The organism is Rhodococcus sp. MS13 (genome assembly GCF_013277835.1).
GTDB lineage: Bacteria > Actinomycetota > Actinomycetes > Mycobacteriales > Mycobacteriaceae > Rhodococcus_F > Rhodococcus_F erythropolis.
Window position 1 is genome coordinate 328,460 of sequence record NZ_VBTL01000001.1, and the last position, 18,571, is coordinate 347,030.

An 18,571-nucleotide genomic window follows, 5' to 3' on the forward strand; every position below is an offset into this window, starting at 1 on the left:
ATCATCTCCCTTACCTACGACCAATGGACACTTTCCGGCGCTATAGTGAGGTCGTGACGAAATCCTCTGCGCGCAAGCCCCGTTCAAATATTTTCGACCGTTGGCACACTCGAAAGCCACTGCCGGCCAGCGGCCCAGCGTGCAAGTGCCGGTCGAATAAATTCCAGGCTTCTACCCGGCATGGGGTCGGCAAGCGGTACACAGCGCGCTACGTCTCGACGTTCGGCGGCGCTCCGATCTCGAAAGGGTTCGATACCAAGGGGGCTGCGGAGGATTGGCTTTCCGAGCAGATGGCGTCCGTCGTCAGGGGTGATCATGTCGCACCAGACCGCGCGGCAATGACGTTCGGCACGCTGGCCGACACCTGGAAAGCGGGCCTGACTTCCCGGACAGCGAGCACGCGGCGATCGTACGAGAGCGTTCTCGACACTCACGTCCTCCCCCGCTGGCGGGATACGCGACTCTCCGACATCGAGCACTCGCAGATCGTGACGTGGATAGCGGGCCTGACCTCTGAGAAGAAACTAGCGCCCTCCACTGTGAGGCACTGTCACGTCGTCACACGGATGATTCTCGACTTGGCCGTGCGAGACGGCCGGATGCCGCGCAATCTCTGTGATGGCGTCCAACTCCCGCGCGCTCGTCGAGCTACACAGCGGTTTCTCGCAAGAGACGAGATCGCTCGACTCGTCTCCGCTGCCAATCACCTGGCAACCGAACGGGACCGGGCACAGCGGGCGGGTAAGCGCGTCGATTCGGTCGAGATCAAACAAGACGACGACGGCCGGAACGTAATTCCCGCTGCGGAACCATCAGTTGATGGCCTGATGATGCGAACGCTGGCCATGACTGGCATTCGATGGGGCGAGTTGGCGGGCTTGCGCGTCGAGTGCGTGGATCTCGACAAGCGACGGCTCCGAATCTCCGCGTCCGTGAGTGAGGTCGGCGGCAAACTCGAATGGTCTGACACCAAAAACCACACAGCCCGCTCGGTCGCCTTCCCAAAATCGCTCGTCAAGCCGTTGCGCGCACAGCTCGACGGGAAGTCCCCGGACTCGCTCGTGTTCCCGTCCCGCTCCGGTGAGCCGATCCGCAACCCCGCGTGGTCCAAGCGCGTGTTCAAACCCGCTGTCCAACTTGCACAGTTGGCGCCGCTCACCCCTCACGACCTACGAGATACGTACGCAAGCCTGGCAATCCGAGCTGGCGCGCAGGTCAAAGACGTGCAACGGCAGCTAGGACACAGCTCGGCAGCGATGACACTCGACGTGTACGCGGGGCTTTTCGAGGATGGACTCGACGCAGTGGCCGACGCGCTCGACGACGCTTAGCGACCAGGGGAAACAAGAGACGAGCGGGGATAGTGCTATCCGAGTGCTATCCCTGACCACTTCGCTAACCGGCCCACTTGCGAGAGAAACCCTCTGACCTGCGATAACAATGGTGGGGCGGGCGGGGCTCGAACCCGCGACCAATGGATTATGAGTCCACGGCTCTAACCGACTGAGCTACCGCCCCATCCGGATGCGATGCATCGCGGCGAATCCGAATGTTACCGGCACATCCGACGCGGATCACAATCGGGCAGGCGGTGACGCGTTGCACTCTTTCGAGTCGAGTCTTCCAAGGTTGGTCGGCGCAGGAGCGATGAGCCGATACCGTGGGAGTGCACACCCCACGGAACAGGATCACCACATGAAGCTTGCACTGACCGAATTCAAGAACTCGAAGGCCACGATCCGGATCATCATGTCCGACGGCGCGAAGCTGAACGGCACCGTCACCGATTTCACCGAAGACACTCTCGTCCTCAATTCTCCGAATGGTGTCTATTACATCAACCCCAGCCACATCATCCGGCTGTTCGAGCCGTCGGATCGCGCAGCGAAGTAAGCGCACCCGTCAAACAGTTCGACGGTTCCACCGAAAGCCCGACGCAGACACTTGCGTCGGGCTTTGGTGTATCTGTCGCCAATATCTACGCGTCGCGTTCACGGGTGCTGATGACGCCTATCCTCTGCGACATGGCGAACGACAGCGGACCACCTGAACTCGTGTTGTTCGACCTGGGCGGCGTGCTGTGTCGATTCGAGCCTGAACTTCGCGCCGCAGAACTGGCAGCGGCCATCGGCGTCACTGAAGAAGAGATTCACGCCCTCGTGTTCGCGTCCGGGTTCGACCAGGAATGCGACCTCGGCCTTCACTCCGAAACCGCGATCCTGGAACGCTTTCGACGGCTCGGGTTTCCCGGTGACCGCGACGACCTTCGCCGAGCCTGGGCCAAGGCCTTCATCCCGGACCGCGCAGTCATCGATCTCGCAATCGCGCTTCGAAGCGAGGGCGTCGCGGTCGCCACACTCTCCGACAATGGACCTGTCCTGTTGGCCGCCATCGAAAGTGTTGTAACTCCAGTGGCAATCGACGAGCATGTTTTCTCCTGCATGCTCGGAGCTACCAAACCCGACCCTGCGGCCTTCCTGGCTGCGCTGGAGTTTCTCGATGCGCGTCCACAGCAGACCTTCTTCGTCGACGACAACCCGGTGAACGTCCTCAGCGCTCGACGGCTGGGAATTCGCGCAGAACAAGCAAACAAGGCGGCAGACGTCGAATCGGCACTTCGATCGGTGGACCTGCTGCGAGCGCACTAGGTCAGACGAATACAAGAAAGCCCCTCACCTGATTGCTCAGGTGAGGGGCTTTGCTGCTCCCCCGGCTGGACTCGAACCAGCAACCGTCCGATTAACAGTCGGAAGCTCTGCCAATTGAGCTACAGGGGATTGTCTTGCTCGCTTCGCCCGTTCCGGCGTTGCCTGAGAAACTGTAGCGAATCCTCCACCGAAGTACCAAATCGCCTGCCCAGCGAGTCATCAGGCAGGATGGAGTCAGGACGATCGGTGCTGGAGGGAAGCAGGAATGATGCGTTTGTTGATCGGTGTTGCAGCTGGGTACGTCCTGGGAACCAAAGCGGGCCGCGCACGATACGAGCAGATCAGCCGGGCCGCGAAGGCGGTGGCCACTAGTCCGGCCACCAAGAAGGTGTTGGACGCGTCACGGCAGAAGCTGGCCGACTCACTGAGTACTCAGCCCAAGCTCGAGCCGATGAAGCCGATCAACGAGGAGACCACGATTCTGGTCCCCCACGACCAGTTGAAGAAAAACCGCTAGGTCAGACGCTTTGGTCGCCGACAGCCTGCTCACGCAGCTGTCGGCGATACTGCTCCAGGGCCACGAGGTCTCCGAACAGTGAGTTGTACTCCTCGGGGGCCGCAGCAGGTGAAACGCGCTGAAGCTTGGATTTGAGGTCGGCAACCTGCTCGCCCACCCACGCTTCCTGCAGTCGTGCGAGCACTCCGTTGATGTAGCGCGGAACCGTGTCTTCGTCGCACGGCATCGGTTCGACGGCCAGCTCAGATACAACCGAGGCCACCGTCATGTCCTCGACGCCCTTGGTGACGACTTCGATCCACTCGGCGCCACCGAGCCCCTTGCTCGTTCCACCGGCGTCAGCCATTGCCTGTCTGATGACAACGTAGGCGGGGTGGGTGAATGTCTCGGGAGGCAACGAGTCGAAGACACTGCCGGCGATGCCAGGGTGCTGCAATGCGGCCTTGAGGACAGCTCGCTGCGTCGAGAGCGCCGGATCGTTGGGCCGGGGCCTGGAAATTCCGATCGGCAGCGCGAGCGCATCGGCAGCAGGTGCCTCGACAACCTGACGACGCTTGGGCGCCGGCGAAGATCCGCGCGTCGACGCCCGTTTGCGAGCTTCGTCACGCACGCGTCGTCGAACCGACGGAAGATCGTCCCAACCGACCCATCCGCACAACAGATTCGCGTAGCTGTCGCGCAGAGTTGATTCCTTGATCTGCGCAACGACGGGGACGGTACGACGCAGTGCCTCGACGCGACCTTCAGCGGTCTCCAGATCGTGTTCGGTGAGGATGGACTTCACCACGAACTCGAACATCGGAGTGCGCCGTGCCACGAGGTCGCGAACGGCGGCGTCACCAGACTTCAGACGCAGATCGCACGGGTCCATTCCGTCGGGCGCGACGGCGACGAACGTCTGCCCGGCCATCTTCTGATCACCCTCGAACGCCTTCATCGCAGCGGCCTGCCCCGCGGCATCACCGTCGAAGGTGTAGATGATCTCACCGCGAAAGTAGCTGTCGTCCATCAGGAGTCGGCGGAGCATCGCAAGGTGCTCCTCACCGAAGGCGGTTCCACACGAAGCGACGGCGGTCTTGACGCCGGCCAAGTGCATCGCCATGACGTCGGTGTAGCCCTCGACGACTACCGCCTGGTGCCCCTTGGCGATGTCGCGCTTGGCGAGGTCCAAGCCGAACAGGACCTGAGACTTCTTGTAGAGGATCGTTTCCGGCGTGTTGACGTACTTGCCTGGCATGGTGTCGTCGTCGAAGAGCTTGCGGGCACCGAAGCCGATGACGTCACCGGCGACGCTGCGGATCGGCCACAGTAGACGGCGATGGAACCGGTCGATCGGACCTCGTCGGCCTTCTTTGGACAGCCCGGCTGCTTCGAGTTCCTTGAACTCGAAGCCCTTGGACATCAAGTGTTTTGTGAGAGTGTCCCAACCTTCGGGCGCGTATCCACACCCGAACTGCAAGGCCGCTGCACCGTCGAAGTTTCTCTCGGTGAGGTAGTCGCGAGCCGCCTGGGCATCGGGTTCGCGCAGACGAGCGGCGTAGAACTCCTGAGCCGCCGCGTTTGCTGCGATCAAGCGTGCACGAGTGCCGCGATCGCGCTGAACGGAAGGCCCACCACCCTCGTACGAAATCGTGTAGCTGAGCCGATCCGCCAACTGCTCGACAGCCTCGACAAAGCTGATGTGATCCATCTTCTGCAGGAACGAGTACACGTCCCCGCCCTCACCGCAGCCAAAGCAGTGGTAGAGGCCGTGGTTGGGTCGCACGTGGAACGACGGCGACTTCTCGTCGTGAAAGGGACACAGACCTTTGATCGAATCGCCACCGGCACGCTTGAGTGAAACGTATTCACCGACGATGTCCTCGATGCGAGTGCGTTCGCGAATGGCCGCGATGTCTCTGTCAGAAATTCGGCCCGCCACGTACATCAGTCTAGGCGGTCCCCCGGCACCTCCTGACAACGATATGTTGATGGCCGACTCTGCACCGCAGCGATGGGACCGACGATGACTGAAAACGCCTCGAGCTCGCACGAAGGGCGACCAGGAACCCGATTCGGCGTGTACGAGTTGCGTCGCCTCCTCGGCCGAGGCGGAATGGGTGAAGTGTACGAGGCGTACGACACCTCGAAGGATCGCCTGGTCGCACTCAAGTTGCTCCATCGCGAACTTGCGGCCGACCCGTCATTCCAAGCTCGTTTCCGCCGAGAATCTCGCACCACCGCCGCATTGAACGAACCGCACGTGATCCCGGTACACGACTGGGGCGAGATCGACGGAGTCCTCTTCATCGACATGCGTTTGGTCGAAGGTCATACGTTGCGCGCCGAGTTGGCCGAATTCGGCCGACTCACGCCTATACGAGCCGTCGACATCGTCTCGCAAATCGCCTCGGCATTGGACGCCGCACATGCCCGCGGGCTCATCCATCGCGACGTCAAACCAGACAACATCATTCTCACGAACAACGGCTTCGCCTACCTCGTCGACTTCGGAATCGCATACTCACAGACGGACACGAAGATCACCACCGAGGGAAGCGCAGTCGGTTCCTATGCGTACATGGCGCCGGAGCGGTTCGGAATCGAAACGCCGACGGCCGCAGCGGATGTCTATTCCCTGGCTTGTGTCCTCTACCAATCACTCACCGGAACAATACCTTTCAACACCACAAGCATCGAGCATCTGGTCAATTCGCACCTGAACGCTCCGCCGCCACGCCCCACGCTGACGGTTCCATCGCTCCCGCAAGGTTTTGACGCCATCGTGGCTCGCGGCATGGCAAAGGATCCCGCACACCGCTATCCGACTACGGGAGCGCTCGCACTCCAAGCGCGGCAGGCCCTCTCGACGACCGACACCCCCGGTGCCGCCGGCAAATTGCACCCCACGATCGTCGCGCCGCCCATCTACACCACGGCGAATCCCGCTCACGGGAACTACACGCACATCGCGACAAAGACCAAGCGAAACCGAGCCCCGATCGCGATCGGTGCGGCTGGAGTTGCACTCGTTCTGGCCGCAGGAGGCACGGCGGCCTGGGTGATGCGGGGGGACTCGGGACCCGAATCACCCACCACTGCAGCAGCTTCCATCGCCATGTCGGCACCGGCACCCACTCAGGAGCCGGCCAGAACGCCGAAGCTCGAGCCGCTACCCACCGCCGGACTGCAGGCGACCACGACCACCCGGGCGTCGAACCCGTCCGCGAGAAATGGCGACCTCGGGGTCAGCAAGCCGATCACCGTCCCCTCGTGCAAAGGAACCGGAATCGTGGTGTTGGCCAATGCCACCGATCCGGCAACGTACGCCAGCGAGATCCAGAACTACCTCGACGCGTTCCCCGGCTCGAAATACCTACGCACAGACCAGTCCTGCCCGTCACTGCGTCAAGTCTCCGATTCGGGGACGGCGATCTACACGGTGTATCGCGAATCCGGGAACACCGAGTCGAAGATCTGCAAGGACGTTCGCGCATCAGGCGGCGACGCTTACGGCAAGTGGCTCGATACCACTACCGACCCGTCGACGCGGATGACCTGCTGAAGGCGTAAGCGGCTCAGCCCCAGCTGGCCTGCGCGCCCAGGCTCGCTTTGTCCACCCGTTCCAGCCGACTCTCCGTGTACGACGCGATCTGATCCACCACTACCCGGACCCGAGCACCGTCGTCCGCGGCGCGTTCCCACGCGGGCAGCAGGATCGGATCGAGCCCGGCCGGCGCAGTCGCCAGCAGCCATTCCGCGACGCGATGAACACGATCACGCTGCCGATCCTGACGCGCCTTGTGTCCGGCGTCGGACATCACGTAGTACAACGCCACGGTCTTGAGCAACGCCACCTCGGATGCGACGGCCTCGGGTATGTCGAGGTCGGCTTGATACCGCGAGAGGGGTCGGTCACCGTGTGTCAGCCGGGTGCTGGCGATCGCCGCGGTGGCGAAGCGACCCACCAATTCACTCGTGAGATTCTTCAACGCGACGGAACTTCCGAGTGTGCCGTCGAAACTTCCGACCCCGCGTACGACGGGGAGTTCGGACAACCGTTGAGCGGCGTCGATCAGATCGTCGACTACCAATCCCCGAAACTCGGAGGCCCCCAGTTCTGCCAGTGCGCGCTGCTCGGACGGATCGGCAAGCGAGCGAAGGTCGATACGGCCTGCGATCACCCCGTCCTCCACGTCGTGCACGGAATACGCGATGTCGTCGGCCCAGTCCATGACCTGAGCTTCCAGGCATTGCCGACGCTCGGGCGCCCCCTCTCGAACCCAGGCGAGCACCTCTGCGTCGTCGTCGTATGCCCCGAACTTCGCGCCGGGCTGCGGCCGGGTCCAGGGGTACTTGATGGCTGCGTCGAGTGATGCCCTGGTGAGATTGAGGCCGGCACTCAGACCGTCGGGGCGCAGGATCTTGGGTTCGAGGCTGGTCAATATCCGCAGATTCTGCGCGTTGCCCTCGAAACCTCCGCAGTCCTTGGCGACTTCGTCCAGGGCCTTCTCGCCGTTGTGACCGTACGGCGGGTGCCCGATGTCGTGCGCGAGACCGGCGAGGTCCACCAGGTCCGGATCGCAACCGAGTCCGTCGGCGATCCCTCGCCCGATCTGTGCGACCTCCATCGAGTGCGTCAACCGCGTGCGAGGTGTGTCACCGTCGCGCGGGCCGACAACCTGGGTCTTGTCGGCCAAGCGCCGCAAAGCCGCGGAGTGTTGGACACGCGCCCGATCTCGCGAGAAGTCCGAACGATGCTGCGCCGCTGCGATCTGCGAACCCGGCAACCCCGCACGCTTCGGCGCCTCGACGACACGACGTTCGAGGTCGTGTTCGGAGTAGGTGCCGCCTCCGTAGGTGGTGTGAGCTGTCATGGTCTCTATTGCCCTGCCGTGTAGGGGAAGTCTGCCGAGAAGTGCGTGAGCTGATACCAGAGCAGCGCGCCGGTTTCGCGAGCGATTCCGTGCAACTGGGATTCGCGGGTGAAGACAGCCGGGCCCTGACGAGTAGGTGCGGTCCACGCCTGGAGTCCTGTGTCGCGGGCCATCGTCCGCGTTCGCAAGGAGTGCCACGGGTCACTGACCAGGACAGCGGAATTGATTCCCTGCGAGGACATCTCGGCGCTCACCGCGTCGATACTGAGAAGTGTGTCCGAACCGGTCTCCACAGCAGTGATCGCACTCGACGGAATTCCGCGATCGGTCAGATACATCTTTCCCGACGCCGCTTCGGTGTACTCGTCACCTTCTTGTTTACCGCCGACGGTGATGATCTGCGGCGCCACTCCGCGCTTGTACAGCTTGTACGCCTGCTCGAGTCGGGCCTCGAAGACGGACGACGGAGTGCCGGAATACTGAGCCGCGCCCAGAACGACTATCGCGTCGGCCGGCCGCGTGTCGTCGATGCGCGCCACCTGCCACACCCGGAACGCAGTACCCCCGACCAGAACCACGGCCATCAACACGGCACCGGCGATCAGTCGGCGCGTCCAGCGAGCCAATCCTGCCCCGAAGCCGCCCGCCCGTGAGGGTGATGGGTCGTGGGGGCGGTTACCGAAAGCAGGTTTCACTCCCGCAATTCTGCCAGTTCGCGGCGATCACCTCCGATGCCGACGCGCCACAACGGATAGATTTGCGTCATGGCCCTCGCACCACACTTCTCGCAGTTGTCCTCGGTAGAGCAGAGTCGGACAATCACCCGACCCGTTCGCCGTCGGGGAAGCGCCGCCGCCGTCGCTGCGATTTTCGCTTTGCTGGCGCTCGTCTTCAGTCCTGCGCTCGCCTCGGCAGACGCCCCGATGGTGTTGCCGAATCACATCACCGACACCTCCGGGGTTCTCGACGCCGGGCAACGCAGCGACATACAAGCCGCGATCGATCAACTCAGCGAGGACCACCAGATCGATCTGTGGGTCGCGTTCGTCCCCGATTTCAACAACCTGGGTGGCCAGGCGTGGGCACAGCAGACAGCCACGAAGTCGACGCTGAGTACCAAGTCCGTCCTGCTTGCAGTTGCCACGGCGGAGCGTGCTTACTACCTCGACGTCCCCGCTGAGCTGAGCAACATCACCGATTCCGACATCGAATCGATCAATTCCGACGCGGTGGAACCAGCTCTCGCCGAGGATGATTGGACCGGCGCGGCAATTGCCGCGGCTGGAGCACTCGGCGACGCGAACAACACGAGCGGCGGAATGGGAGTCGGAACACTCCTCATCGCGGGCGGCGCTGTGGTGGTCGGGACGGGCGGTGTGGTCCTGTACTCACGTAAGCGCAAGAACGACAAGAACAAGGCAAGCGTCGAAGCCGCGAAGAACATCTCCCCCGACGACATCGCCAGCCTCAACGCACTCCCGCTGCCGACGCTCGACGAACGCGCGAAGGAGATCCTCGTCGAGACGGACAACGCGATCGCCGGCAGCCAGGAGGAGCTCGATCTGGCCCGCAGCGAGTTCGGAGATTCCGCCGTCGCACCCTTCTCGGCAGCATTCGACAAGGCCAAGGCCACCCTCGCCGAAGCCTTCGCGATCAGGCAGCGACTCGACGACGCCATCCCGGAAACTCCCGATCAACGCCGCCAGATGCTGATCGACATCATTTCCTCGTGCGGTCGAGCCGACCAAGAACTCGAAGCTCGCGTCGAGGAGTTCGACGGGCTTCGCGACCTTCTCATCAACGCCCCCGCACGTCTCGATGCGTTGACGCAGAGTGTTGTTTCTCTCAGCGTGCGCTTGCCCGAATCCGAGGCGATTCTGACCAAATTGAAGGATCAGTTCCCCGCGCCGACGCTGGCATCTGTCGTGAACAACGTCACGATGGCCAGCGAACGCCTGACGCTCGCCGAGAAGTCGATCGAGGAAGGCCGCGATGCCACCGCGCTGCCGGCCGGTAAGCAAGGCGCTGCCGTCACCGCGATTCGCACTGCCGAAGCGGCTCTCGATCAGGCACGCAAACTGCTCGACGGCGTCGATCACGCCGCCGACGACATCCGAAACGCCATCGCGACTCTTCCGTCCGCGATGGACGACGTCCAGCAGGGCATCACTGCTGCGGACGCTTACCTGGCGCAGGGCGGGCAGAAGTTGGCGGACGCGAAGGCCGCAGCCCAGGCAGCGTTGGCGAATGCTCAGACGTCGAAGGACAGCGATCCGCTGACAGCCTTCAACCAGATCGTCGCGGCCGACGCCCAACTCGACGCACTGCTTGCCGACGCTCAGGAGCAGAAGCAGCAGCTCGAACGTGCACAGCAGCGCCTCGCCCAGGACATTCTGGCCGCACAGGCTCAGGTGACCGCTGCAGGCGACTTCCTCGGAACCAGGCGCGGCGCGATCGGGGCGGAGGCGCGCACTCGCTACGCGGAGGCTCAGCGGCACCTGCAGGCGGCCCAGCAATTGCAGGCTTCGGATCCGTCGAAGGCACTGCAACACGCCCAGGCCGCGACAATCTTGGCGACGCACTCACTTCGCGCCGCGCAGAACGACGTCAACACCTGGGAAGCAAACCAACGACCCCGCGGTGGCGGCGGCGATGCGACGGGAGCGATCCTCGGCGGCATCCTGATCAACAGCATTCTGCGAGGTGGCGGCGGGCCCCGCTCGTACGGCGGACCGAGCAGCAGCGGACGCTCAGGTCGCGGTGGCGGCGGCGGTGGTTTCGGCGGTGGCGGCGGCGGCCGAACCAGTCGAGGCGGCGGCGGCCGGTTCTGACGGATCCCGTCGAGGTAGTAAAATCCCTACTTTGTTCACGACCGCACTCGTCGTACGCTTCATCCGGCAAGTCGGGATCACAGATCATACGAAGGTGTTATGGAAAGCGTCGCCCCGCAGATAACCGTCGTTGTACCTACATACAACGAGCGTGAGAACCTGCCAAAGCTCGTCGATCGCCTCGCCGCGTTGAAGATCCCGAACCTGCACGTCCTCGTGGTGGATGACAACTCCCCCGACGGCACGGGCGAGGTTGCGGACAAGTTGGGTATCGATGGACCCATCCCGGTCGGAGTACTTCACCGCACGGTCAAGGACGGACTCGGCCGTGCTTACGTCGCGGGTATGAGCCGGGCTCTGGCGGAGAACGCCGACATCGTCATTCAGATGGACGCGGATCTCTCCCATCCGTCCGAAGCGATCCCCGCCATGATCGAGATCCTCACCACTACCGATGCGGCAGTCGTTCTCGGCTCCCGTTACGTCGAAGGTGGCGCAGTTGCCGGCGACTGGCCGTGGCATCGCAAGGCTTTGTCCGCCTGGGCGAACTTTTACGTCAACGCCATTCTGCGACTGCACGTCAAGGATGCAACTGCAGGCTTCAAGGCGTGGCATGCAAAGACCTTGCGCGACATCGACGTCGAATCGGTGCAGAGCAACGGCTACGCGTTCCAGGTCGAGATGAACTACCGAGTTGTTCAGCGCGGCATGAAGATCGCCGAAACGCCAATCCGCTTCGAGGAACGCACCGAAGGTGTCTCCAAGATGAGCCTCTCGGTTCAGTTGGAGTCCGCTCTGGTGCCGTGGAAGCTCAAGTTCGGCAAGAAGTCTCTCTGACCTGCGCGGCTGATCGAAAATAATCGGCGGTCTGCGTGTCCGACGGGTAGAACGACTCAATCGCGATCTCTGCAAGCGTGACGTCGCGCGGCGTACCGAACACGGTGGTGGTGCTGAACATCGCCAATTCGGTATCGCCCGCGCGTACGCGCAACGGAACCAGCAGGGAATTCGCGCGGTCGTCGTGCCAGTCTCCGCCGCTCGGATAAGTGCGCAACTCGTCGAGCAAGGACGCCAACTGCGCATCCGCACTGACCTCCACTTCCCGCGCCAACCTGGCGAGCAGGTGGGTCCGCCACTGCGCGAGGTTCACGATCCGCGGCGCCATGCCCTCGGGATGCAAGCTCAAACGCAATACGTTCACCGGTGGTTCCAGGAGGAATTCAGCGGCGCCCTCGGTCAGAATTCTCACGGCCTGGTTCCCGGCGATCATCTCCCATTGCTGATCGACCACCACGGCCGGATAAGGGTCATGCGCGTCGATGATGCGATCGATGGCCTCGCTCACCGCTGACATCGGCGCTTCCGCCAACGATTTTTGCGAGTACTCCGGCGAGTGGCCACTTGCCAGCAGAAGCGTGTTCTGTTGTCGTAGAGGAACATCCAGGCATTCGGACAGGTGAAGGATCATGTCCCGGCTGGGTTTGGAGCGGCCGGTTTCGATGAAGCTCAGGTGCCTGGTCGACACTCCTGCCGCTGCCGAGAGACCCAACTGAGTGAGCCTTCGCCGCTCCCGCCACCGCTTGAGTTCGGTGCCAACGTCCATCGTCTCGAAGGTCATTCTTTCAAGTTAGCGACCCGAGGTAGCCGAGACCATGACCTCGGAGGTAATCGACCCGAAGCAGTTTCGGAGGAACAGTGGTCTCAGCCGGCGAGACCGCCGGATGTTCACCACCGGAACTGATCAAGGGAGCGACCATGAGCGACTTCGACGCAATCGCCGACGCCTATATCGACATGTGGAACGAAACAGATACCACCGCCCGTAGAGCACGGATCGAGCAATTGTTCGCACCCGGCGGCCGCTACACCGATCCGCTCGCGGACGTCACCGGACACGATCAGATCGACGCGATGATCAACGCTGTGCAGCAACAGTTTCCGGGCATGCACTTCACCCTCATCGGACCCGTGGACGCGCACCACCGACAGGCTCGATTCGGTTGGGCTCTCGGCCCGGCGGGGGCCGAGTCACTGATCGACGGGTTCGACGTACTCGAACGCGACGACGACGGCCGGGTGACGCTTGTCCTCGGGTTTCTCGACAAGGTACCTACGGCCTGAAGTGCGTCTACCACCGACAGCCTTCGCCACGAAGGCTGTCGGTGGTCCGTGGCATCATCGTTGCCGATGAACGCCGACGGATTTACCTGGTCCACACCGATTCCCGAGTCCGAGGGTGCTGAGTACGGCGCTCACACGCTGACCGTCAACGGCCTTCCCTCCGTCTATCGATCCGCCAAGACGACGCCGACCAAGCTCGGTCAGTTCGTCACGCTGTGGCGCCGTTCCGAGGCCGGGCCCATCCGCCCATTCGACACCAGCGACGGCGTCGCGCTGTTTGTGGTGAAGGTCTACGACGAAGAACATCTGGGTCACTTCGTCTTTCCCACCGAAACCCTCGTCGAACACGACATCGTGTCGACGAACTTCTCGGGCGGCAAGCGCGCTATCCGGGTCTATCCGCCCTGGGTCACGCCGACCAGTGTGCAAGCCGTCAGAACCCAGCGCTGGCAGAAGCAGCATTTCGGCGAGTTCCCTGATGTATTCAACTCACCTGATACGTCGCGATGATGACGCCTGTTGTCGTAGCAACACTTTCGGTGAGGGTGAACTGAGCGAGCGCAGCACCGTCGGGGAACAATCTGCGCCCGGTTCCGAGAACCAGCGGATGAATCAGCAGAGTGTAGGTGTCGACGAGACGCCGTTCGGCCAATGACGTGATCAGGTCGCCACTGCCCAGAATCACCAGATCCGGGCCATCGCTTTCCTTCAGCGCGGCGACCGCGTCGGCGGCATCGCCTTTCAACACAGTCGAGTTCTTCCACGGCGGCGGTTCACCCAAAGTCCTTGACGCTACGTACTTCTGCGTGTTGTCGAGCACCTCGGTAAACGGATTGTCCGTCTGAAACGGCCAGTACGAGGCGAAGTTCTCATAGGTTCGGCGTCCGAAGAGCAACTCTGATTTCTTCGCAATCCCCTCCCCCATTTTCTGTGCCATGACGGAATCGTTGAAGGGTGCCGCCCATCCACCGTGCTCGAATCCGCCACGACGATCTTCGTCCGGCCCGCCAGGTGCCTGCATGACACCGTCGAGAGTCACGCTGTTGGTCACGCTGAGTTTTCTCATAACTTCGATCCTGCGCCTGAAGATCCACCATGGAAAGAGAAAACGGGCGGTCCTTCTCGAATGAGAAGAACCGCCCGTCAGCTTCGAACGAATCAGGAACCGATCAGCCGCGCAGCCAGGTAGCTTTCCACCTGATCGAGGGCGACGCGTTCCTGCGCCATGGAGTCACGCTCACGCACCGTCACAGCCTGATCTTCGAGAGTGTCGAAGTCGACCGTGATGCAGAACGGTGTGCCGATCTCGTCCTGGCGACGGTAACGACGACCGATGGCACCGGCGTCGTCGAACTCGACGTTCCAGTTCTGACGCAACTGCGCCGCAAGATCTTTTGCCTTCGGCGTCAGATCCGCATTGCGCGAGAGCGGCAGCACTGCGGCCTTGACGGGAGCGAGTCGACGATCCAGTCGCAGCACCGTGCGCTTGTCGACGCCGCCCTTGGAGTTGGGTGCCTCGTCCTCGGTGTACGCGTCGACCAGGAAGGCCATCAGCGAACGCGTGAGACCTGCCGCCGGCTCGATGACGTACGGGGTGTACCGCTCACCCGTCGTCTGGTCGTAGTAGTTCAGCTCGGTGCCCGAGTGCTTGGAGTGCGTCGAGAGATCGAAGTCGGTACGGTTCGCGATACCTTCGAGCTCGCCCCATTCGCTGCCCTGGAAGTGGAAGCGGTACTCGATGTCGGTCGTGCCCTTCGAGTAGTGCGAAAGCTTTTCCGGCGCATGCTCGTACAGCCGCAGGTTGTCCTTGTTGATGCCGAGGCCGGTGTACCAGTCCAGGCGGTAGTCGATCCAGTACTGATGCCACTGCTCGTCCTCGCCCGGCTTGACGAAGAATTCCATCTCCATCTGCTCGAACTCGCGGGTGCGGAAGATGAAGTTGCCCGGGGTGATCTCGTTACGGAAGCTCTTGCCGATCTGACCGATGCCGAACGGCGGCTTCTTACGCGAGGTGGTCAGCACGTTGGCGAAGTTCACGAAGATGCCCTGTGCGGTCTCGGGGCGCAGGTAGTGCATGCCCTCTTCGCTCTCGACAGGGCCGAGGTACGTCTTGAGCATCATGTTGAAGTCGCGCGGCTCGGTCCACTGGCCGACGGTGCCGCAATCGGGGCAACCGATGACATCCATCGAGACGTCGTCCGGGTTGTCGAGCTTCTTCTTCTCCGCGTACGCCTCCTGCAGGTGATCCTGACGGTGACGCTTGTGACAGTTGAGGCACTCGACGAGCGGGTCGTTGAAGACACCGACGTGACCGGATGCGACCCACACCTCGCGGGGCAGGATCACCGAGGAGTCGAGGCCGACGACGTCCTCGCGGCTGGTGACCATGTTGCGCCACCACTGACGCTTGATGTTCTCCTTGAGCTCGACACCCAATGGGCCGTAGTCCCATGCGGACTTGGTACCGCCGTAGATCTCACCGCACGGGTAGACCAGGCCTCGCCGCTTGGCGAGATTGACAACGGCTTCGATCTTGGACTTGGGTGCCACTCGATTGCTCTCCATCTGGGTAATAGATGCATGATTTTCGTGCGCTTTTCGCACCATCAGCCTATCTGGCGGCTGCCACGCACTTCCGTCCAAGGTTGACATGCATACTTGTGCATATCAAAATGAAAGTGATTTGCAATAATGTGGTGAGATGGCTATGCCCGGACATCATGATCTACCCCTCGAAGGAGCCTCGCTGTGAGCATTGCGGATACCGGCGATCTCCACAAAAGCCATGATCATTCCGACCTCGGACACACGCACGACCCGTTCGAAGCCGCACCCCCCGCGCCCGTGCCGCCCAAGGAAACTTTGGCGGCCGCCGGCGAAATTCTGCGGGCGCTGGCTGCACCCGTTCGCATCGCGATCGTGCTTCAGCTCCACGAGTCGGAGCGTTGCGTTCACGAACTCGTCGGCGCTCTCGGCGTCACTCAGCCACTCATCAGCCAGCATTTGCGCGTTCTCAAAGCAGCGGGCGTCGTCCGCGGCGAACGCAACGGACGAGAAGTTCTCTATCGACTCGTCGACGATCACCTCGCACACATCGTCGTCGACGCTGTCGCCCACGCCGAAGAAGGATGAGATTCCACCGCATGAACACCCCGGGCAGTACGACCTCGAAACGTGGACCGGCCACCGTCGGCGTTCGTTCCACGAAACAGCGCAGCGCCATCTCCGCCCTGCTCGACGACATCGACGAATTCAAGTCGGCACAGGAACTGCACGACGAACTGCGCAAGCGCGGTGAAGGGATCGGCCTGACCACCGTCTACCGCACGCTGCAGGCACTGTCCGACGCCGGAACCATCGACGTCCTGCGCACCGACACAGGTGAGTCCGTCTACCGACGCTGCTCCTCCGGACACCACCATCACCTGGTGTGCCGCAACTGCGGATTCACCGTCGAGGTCGAGGGCCCGACGGTCGAGCAGTGGTCACAGACCATCGCCGAGGACAACGGTTTCACCGAAGTGAGTCACACCGTCGAGATCTTCGGCACCTGCCGCGACTGCGCCGCCAGCTGACAGCGTCAGGGAATCAAACCCTGACGCGCGGTATCGGCGCCGGTCAGCGCGAGTAGCAACATCGTGGTCAGTGCTTCGTCGTCCAGTCCGGCCGCCGGGAACGTGTATCGCAGGATCACGTCCGCCAGACTGCCGTGGCCGAATACCGCGATCGAACCGAATTGAATGGTCCGGTTCCGCTCGGCCACCTTGCGATGCAGTGCCGCGCTGACCGGTCGGTCCCACGCGAGGACACACGTCATGGACAGCACGTCCAGACCCTCGGACAAATTCATCGCCTGGATCGAGCACAGCGCGCCGGAGTACTGGAAACCAAGCGAGCCGTCCGCAGCCACATCGACCGTCACGAAATGCGCCAGCGAGGCGGCCGCGCGTTCTTGTAGGCGGGATGCTTCGTCGGTGGTGTCGGTCATGTTCTCCCCTGTCATTTGACGCCACCGAATCTACGGTCGCGTGAGGCGTATTCGACGCAGGCGGCCCAGAGATCGCGGCGGTCGAAATCGGGAAACAGCTTCTCCTGGTACACCATTTCGGCGTAGGCGGATTGCCAGATCAAGAAATTGGACGTCCGCTGTTCCCCCGACGGACGCAGGAAGAGATCGACGTCGGGCATGTCGGGTTCGTCGAGGTACTTGGCAACCGTCGCCTCGGTGATCTTGTCCGGATTGATCTCACCGGCCGCGACACGCTTCGCGATTTCCTTTACCGCATCGGCAATTTCGGCCCGCCCGCCGTAATTCACACACATGGTCAAGTTCATGACTGTGTTGTTCTTGGTCAGTTCTTCGGCGATCTCGAGTTCCTTGATCACACTGGCCCACAGGCGCGGCTTACGACCGGCCCAGCGAACACGCACACCCATTTCGTTCATCTCGTCGCGTCGGCGGCGGATGACGTCACGGTTGAAGCCCATCAGGAATCGAACCTCGTCGGGACTGCGCTTCCAGTTCTCGGTGGAGAAGGCGTAGGCGGAGAGCCACTCGACACCCATCTCGATGCAACCGCAGACGGTATCCATCAGGACAGCTTCACCGCGTTCGTGCCCGGCGGTTCGCGGCAGACCGCGCTCCTGCGCCCACCGTCCGTTGCCGTCCATCACCAACGCGACGTGGCGCGGGATGAGTTCGGTTTGCAGGATCGGCGGGGTCGCCCCGGACGGATGTGGGTCCGGTGGCCGGATCACCCGTTCAGCAGCAGGATCAAGCGGAGTTCGCGGTTCGCGTCGTCGAATCACGGGTTCCATCCTGCCTCACGGGCAAGTCGACCTCGACGGCTGCATGCGGCCTCGAACGCTCGATCAGCGGCAACGTCCGCAATTGACGCTCGAGATGCCACTGCAGGTGTGCCGCGACCAGTCCGCTGGCTTGCGTCCGCAGCGTCGCGGGCGCCGAATCGGTGCCCTCCCACTCCCCTCGGAGCAGGGCTTCCATCAAGTCGAGCACTCCGGGCGACGGCGTCGCAGCACCCGCCGGGCGGCAGTAGGTACAGACGGCTCCGCCTGCGGCGACATGAAATGCACGGTGCGGTCCCGGAGCGCTGCAGCGGGCGCACTCTTCGAGGGCAGGCGCCCAACCCGCGTACCCCATGGCTCGCAACAAGAACGCGTCGAGCACGAACTCGACCGGCCGCGCCTGCTCGGCGATCGCACGCAGTGCTCCCACCGTCAATCGCTGGAGCTGCGGGGCCGGCGCGCGTTCCTCGCCGGCCAACCGCTCGGCAGTTTCGAGTACGGCGCAGGCCGTGGTGTACCGGCTGTAGTCGTCGACGATGTCAGTGGCGAAGGCATCGACCGTCTGCACCTGAGTGATGATGTCGAGATTCTTGCCCGGAAGTAGTTGCACGTCGATGTGAGCAAACGGTTCGAGTCTGGCACCGAATTTGGAGGTGGTCCGGCGGACACCTTTGGCCACGGCACGTACCAACCCGAACTGACGGGTGAGCAACGTGACGATGTGGTCGGCTTCGCCCAGTTTGTGCAGGCGCAGCACCACCGCCGTGTCTCGATACAACCTCACTCGACCAG

At 62.6% G+C, this 18,571-nt stretch carries 20 protein-coding genes and 2 tRNA genes; 11 read left to right on the forward strand and 11 right to left on the reverse strand.

The features are described 5' to 3' along the window. Nucleotides 1–53: 53 nt before the first annotated feature. Nucleotides 54–1,331: a site-specific integrase gene (locus FEZ59_RS01440; RefSeq protein WP_172932143.1), complete on the forward strand. Its 1,278-nt coding sequence runs from the start codon at nt 54–56 to the stop codon at nt 1,329–1,331. Nucleotides 1,332–1,441: 110 nt separating this feature from the next. Here the strand turns inward: FEZ59_RS01440 and FEZ59_RS01445 are convergent. Then, nucleotides 1,442–1,518, reverse strand: a tRNA-Ile gene (locus tag FEZ59_RS01445). A 177-nt stretch (nt 1,519–1,695) separates the two neighbouring features. Here FEZ59_RS01445 and FEZ59_RS29900 point away from each other — a divergent pair. Then, nucleotides 1,696–1,893 (forward strand): hypothetical protein, encoded by a 198-nt coding sequence (locus tag FEZ59_RS29900; RefSeq protein WP_003941659.1) that lies wholly within the window; start codon nt 1,696–1,698, stop codon nt 1,891–1,893. Nucleotides 1,894–2,024: 131 nt separating this feature from the next. After that, the gene (locus FEZ59_RS01455; RefSeq protein ID WP_223257790.1) at nt 2,025–2,648 is read left to right on the forward strand and encodes an HAD family phosphatase; all 624 of its coding nucleotides are present in this window, start codon (nt 2,025–2,027) and stop codon (nt 2,646–2,648) included. 56 nt (nt 2,649–2,704) lie between these two features. On the opposite strand, the gene FEZ59_RS01460 is transcribed toward FEZ59_RS01455, so the two are convergent. Continuing rightward, a tRNA-Asn gene (locus FEZ59_RS01460) sits at nt 2,705–2,777 on the reverse strand. Between the two features lie 136 nt (nt 2,778–2,913). Here FEZ59_RS01460 and FEZ59_RS01465 point away from each other — a divergent pair. After that, on the forward strand, nt 2,914–3,165 hold the full coding sequence (locus tag FEZ59_RS01465) for a hypothetical protein (RefSeq protein ID WP_003941570.1): 252 nt from the start codon (nt 2,914–2,916) through the stop codon (nt 3,163–3,165). Between the two features lies 1 nt (nt 3,166). Here FEZ59_RS01465 and dnaG read toward each other — a convergent pair whose 3' ends face one another. Further along, nucleotides 3,167–5,086: a DNA primase gene (dnaG, locus tag FEZ59_RS01470; protein WP_003941578.1), complete on the reverse strand. Its 1,920-nt coding sequence runs from the start codon at nt 5,084–5,086 to the stop codon at nt 3,167–3,169. A gap of 72 nt (nt 5,087–5,158) precedes the next feature. Between dnaG and FEZ59_RS01475 the strand changes: the two genes are divergently transcribed. After that, nucleotides 5,159–6,709 (forward strand): serine/threonine-protein kinase, encoded by a 1,551-nt coding sequence (locus tag FEZ59_RS01475; RefSeq protein ID WP_172932144.1) that lies wholly within the window; start codon nt 5,159–5,161, stop codon nt 6,707–6,709. 13 nt (nt 6,710–6,722) lie between these two features. Here the strand turns inward: FEZ59_RS01475 and FEZ59_RS01480 are convergent, their stop codons facing one another. Next, nucleotides 6,723–8,021 carry a deoxyguanosinetriphosphate triphosphohydrolase gene (locus FEZ59_RS01480; protein WP_019748992.1) on the reverse strand — a complete coding sequence of 433 codons (1,299 nt, stop codon included), beginning with the start codon at nt 8,019–8,021 and terminating at the stop codon, nt 6,723–6,725. Nucleotides 8,022–8,026: 5 nt separating this feature from the next. Then, nucleotides 8,027–8,605: a YdcF family protein gene (locus FEZ59_RS01485; RefSeq protein WP_128638009.1), complete on the reverse strand. Its 579-nt coding sequence runs from the start codon at nt 8,603–8,605 to the stop codon at nt 8,027–8,029. Between the two features lie 180 nt (nt 8,606–8,785). Here FEZ59_RS01485 and FEZ59_RS01490 point away from each other — a divergent pair, with 180 nt between their 5' ends. Both FEZ59_RS01490 and FEZ59_RS01495 read left to right on the forward strand, forming a co-directional pair. Beyond that, nucleotides 8,786–10,852 carry a TPM domain-containing protein gene (locus tag FEZ59_RS01490; RefSeq protein WP_172932145.1) on the forward strand — a complete coding sequence of 689 codons (2,067 nt, stop codon included), beginning with the start codon at nt 8,786–8,788 and terminating at the stop codon, nt 10,850–10,852. 99 nt (nt 10,853–10,951) lie between these two features. After that, nucleotides 10,952–11,689 carry a polyprenol monophosphomannose synthase gene (locus FEZ59_RS01495; protein WP_003944487.1) on the forward strand — a complete coding sequence of 246 codons (738 nt, stop codon included), beginning with the start codon at nt 10,952–10,954 and terminating at the stop codon, nt 11,687–11,689. On the opposite strand, the gene FEZ59_RS01500 is transcribed toward FEZ59_RS01495, so the two are convergent. Beyond that, nucleotides 11,664–12,470: a helix-turn-helix transcriptional regulator gene (locus FEZ59_RS01500; protein ID WP_019748994.1), complete on the reverse strand. Its 807-nt coding sequence runs from the start codon at nt 12,468–12,470 to the stop codon at nt 11,664–11,666. The two genes, FEZ59_RS01495 and FEZ59_RS01500, sit on opposite strands and share 26 nt — an antisense overlap. A 137-nt stretch (nt 12,471–12,607) precedes the next feature. Between FEZ59_RS01500 and FEZ59_RS01505 the strand changes: the two genes are divergently transcribed. Together FEZ59_RS01505 and FEZ59_RS01510 are read left to right on the forward strand one after the other, a co-directional pair. Further along, on the forward strand, nt 12,608–12,973 hold the full coding sequence (locus FEZ59_RS01505; RefSeq protein WP_024487641.1) for a nuclear transport factor 2 family protein: 366 nt from the start codon (nt 12,608–12,610) through the stop codon (nt 12,971–12,973). Between the two features lie 48 nt (nt 12,974–13,021). Beyond that, the gene (locus FEZ59_RS01510; RefSeq protein WP_020969952.1) at nt 13,022–13,483 is read left to right on the forward strand and encodes a MepB family protein; all 462 of its coding nucleotides are present in this window, start codon (nt 13,022–13,024) and stop codon (nt 13,481–13,483) included. Here FEZ59_RS01510 and FEZ59_RS01515 read toward each other — a convergent pair. Both FEZ59_RS01515 and FEZ59_RS01520 read right to left on the reverse strand, forming a co-directional pair. Further along, the gene (locus tag FEZ59_RS01515; RefSeq protein WP_172932146.1) at nt 13,458–14,039 is read right to left on the reverse strand and encodes a dihydrofolate reductase family protein; all 582 of its coding nucleotides are present in this window, start codon (nt 14,037–14,039) and stop codon (nt 13,458–13,460) included. The two genes, FEZ59_RS01510 and FEZ59_RS01515, sit on opposite strands and share 26 nt — an antisense overlap. A 92-nt stretch (nt 14,040–14,131) precedes the next feature. Continuing rightward, nucleotides 14,132–15,523 (reverse strand): glycine--tRNA ligase, encoded by a 1,392-nt coding sequence (locus FEZ59_RS01520; RefSeq protein ID WP_003944491.1) that lies wholly within the window; start codon nt 15,521–15,523, stop codon nt 14,132–14,134. A 294-nt stretch (nt 15,524–15,817) separates the two neighbouring features. On the opposite strand from FEZ59_RS01520, the gene FEZ59_RS01525 reads away from it, so the two are divergent. Together FEZ59_RS01525 and FEZ59_RS01530 are read left to right on the forward strand one after the other, a co-directional pair. Further along, nucleotides 15,818–16,105, forward strand: a complete 288-nt coding sequence (locus tag FEZ59_RS01525; protein WP_223257795.1) for a metalloregulator ArsR/SmtB family transcription factor — start codon at nt 15,818–15,820, stop codon at nt 16,103–16,105. Between the two features lie 11 nt (nt 16,106–16,116). After that, nucleotides 16,117–16,548 (forward strand): Fur family transcriptional regulator, encoded by a 432-nt coding sequence (locus FEZ59_RS01530; protein ID WP_020908177.1) that lies wholly within the window; start codon nt 16,117–16,119, stop codon nt 16,546–16,548. A 5-nt stretch (nt 16,549–16,553) separates the two neighbouring features. Here FEZ59_RS01530 and FEZ59_RS01535 read toward each other — a convergent pair whose 3' ends face one another. From FEZ59_RS01535 to recO, 3 genes are read right to left on the reverse strand one after another with little or no spacing between them, the layout of a single operon-like run. After that, complete coding sequence (locus FEZ59_RS01535; RefSeq protein ID WP_003944449.1) at nt 16,554–16,976, reverse strand: YbjN domain-containing protein; 423 nt, start codon at nt 16,974–16,976, stop codon at nt 16,554–16,556. Further along, entirely contained in the window at nt 16,973–17,782 is an 810-nt protein-coding gene (locus FEZ59_RS01540) for an isoprenyl transferase (RefSeq protein ID WP_029538323.1), read from the reverse strand. The genes FEZ59_RS01535 and FEZ59_RS01540 overlap by 4 nt, the downstream gene beginning before the upstream one ends. Next, nucleotides 17,748–18,563: a DNA repair protein RecO gene (recO, locus tag FEZ59_RS01545; protein WP_029255636.1), complete on the reverse strand. Its 816-nt coding sequence runs from the start codon at nt 18,561–18,563 to the stop codon at nt 17,748–17,750. The genes FEZ59_RS01540 and recO overlap by 35 nt, the downstream gene beginning before the upstream one ends. Nucleotides 18,564–18,571: the final 8 nt, after the last annotated feature.

Excerpts from the sequence above, each read along its gene's own strand:
- FEZ59_RS29900 (WP_003941659.1), top strand. The coding sequence starts at position 1,696 with ATGAAGCTTGCACTGACCGAATTCAAGAACTCGAAGGCCACGATCCGG.
- FEZ59_RS01455 (WP_223257790.1), top strand. The coding sequence starts at position 2,025 with ATGGCGAACGACAGCGGACCACCTGAACTCGTGTTGTTCGACCTGGGC.
- FEZ59_RS01465 (WP_003941570.1), top strand. The coding sequence starts at position 2,914 with ATGATGCGTTTGTTGATCGGTGTTGCAGCTGGGTACGTCCTGGGAACC.
- FEZ59_RS01475 (WP_172932144.1), top strand. The coding sequence starts at position 5,159 with ATGGGACCGACGATGACTGAAAACGCCTCGAGCTCGCACGAAGGGCGA.
- FEZ59_RS01480 (WP_019748992.1), bottom strand. The coding sequence starts at position 8,021 with ATGACAGCTCACACCACCTACGGAGGCGGCACCTACTCCGAACACGAC.
- FEZ59_RS01485 (WP_128638009.1), bottom strand. The coding sequence starts at position 8,605 with ATGGCCGTGGTTCTGGTCGGGGGTACTGCGTTCCGGGTGTGGCAGGTG.
- FEZ59_RS01490 (WP_172932145.1), top strand. The coding sequence starts at position 8,786 with ATGGCCCTCGCACCACACTTCTCGCAGTTGTCCTCGGTAGAGCAGAGT.
- FEZ59_RS01495 (WP_003944487.1), top strand. The coding sequence starts at position 10,952 with ATGGAAAGCGTCGCCCCGCAGATAACCGTCGTTGTACCTACATACAAC.
- FEZ59_RS01500 (WP_019748994.1), bottom strand. The coding sequence starts at position 12,470 with ATGACCTTCGAGACGATGGACGTTGGCACCGAACTCAAGCGGTGGCGG.
- FEZ59_RS01505 (WP_024487641.1), top strand. The coding sequence starts at position 12,608 with ATGAGCGACTTCGACGCAATCGCCGACGCCTATATCGACATGTGGAAC.
- FEZ59_RS01515 (WP_172932146.1), bottom strand. The coding sequence starts at position 14,039 with ATGAGAAAACTCAGCGTGACCAACAGCGTGACTCTCGACGGTGTCATG.
- FEZ59_RS01530 (WP_020908177.1), top strand. The coding sequence starts at position 16,117 with ATGAACACCCCGGGCAGTACGACCTCGAAACGTGGACCGGCCACCGTC.
- FEZ59_RS01535 (WP_003944449.1), bottom strand. The coding sequence starts at position 16,976 with ATGACAGGGGAGAACATGACCGACACCACCGACGAAGCATCCCGCCTA.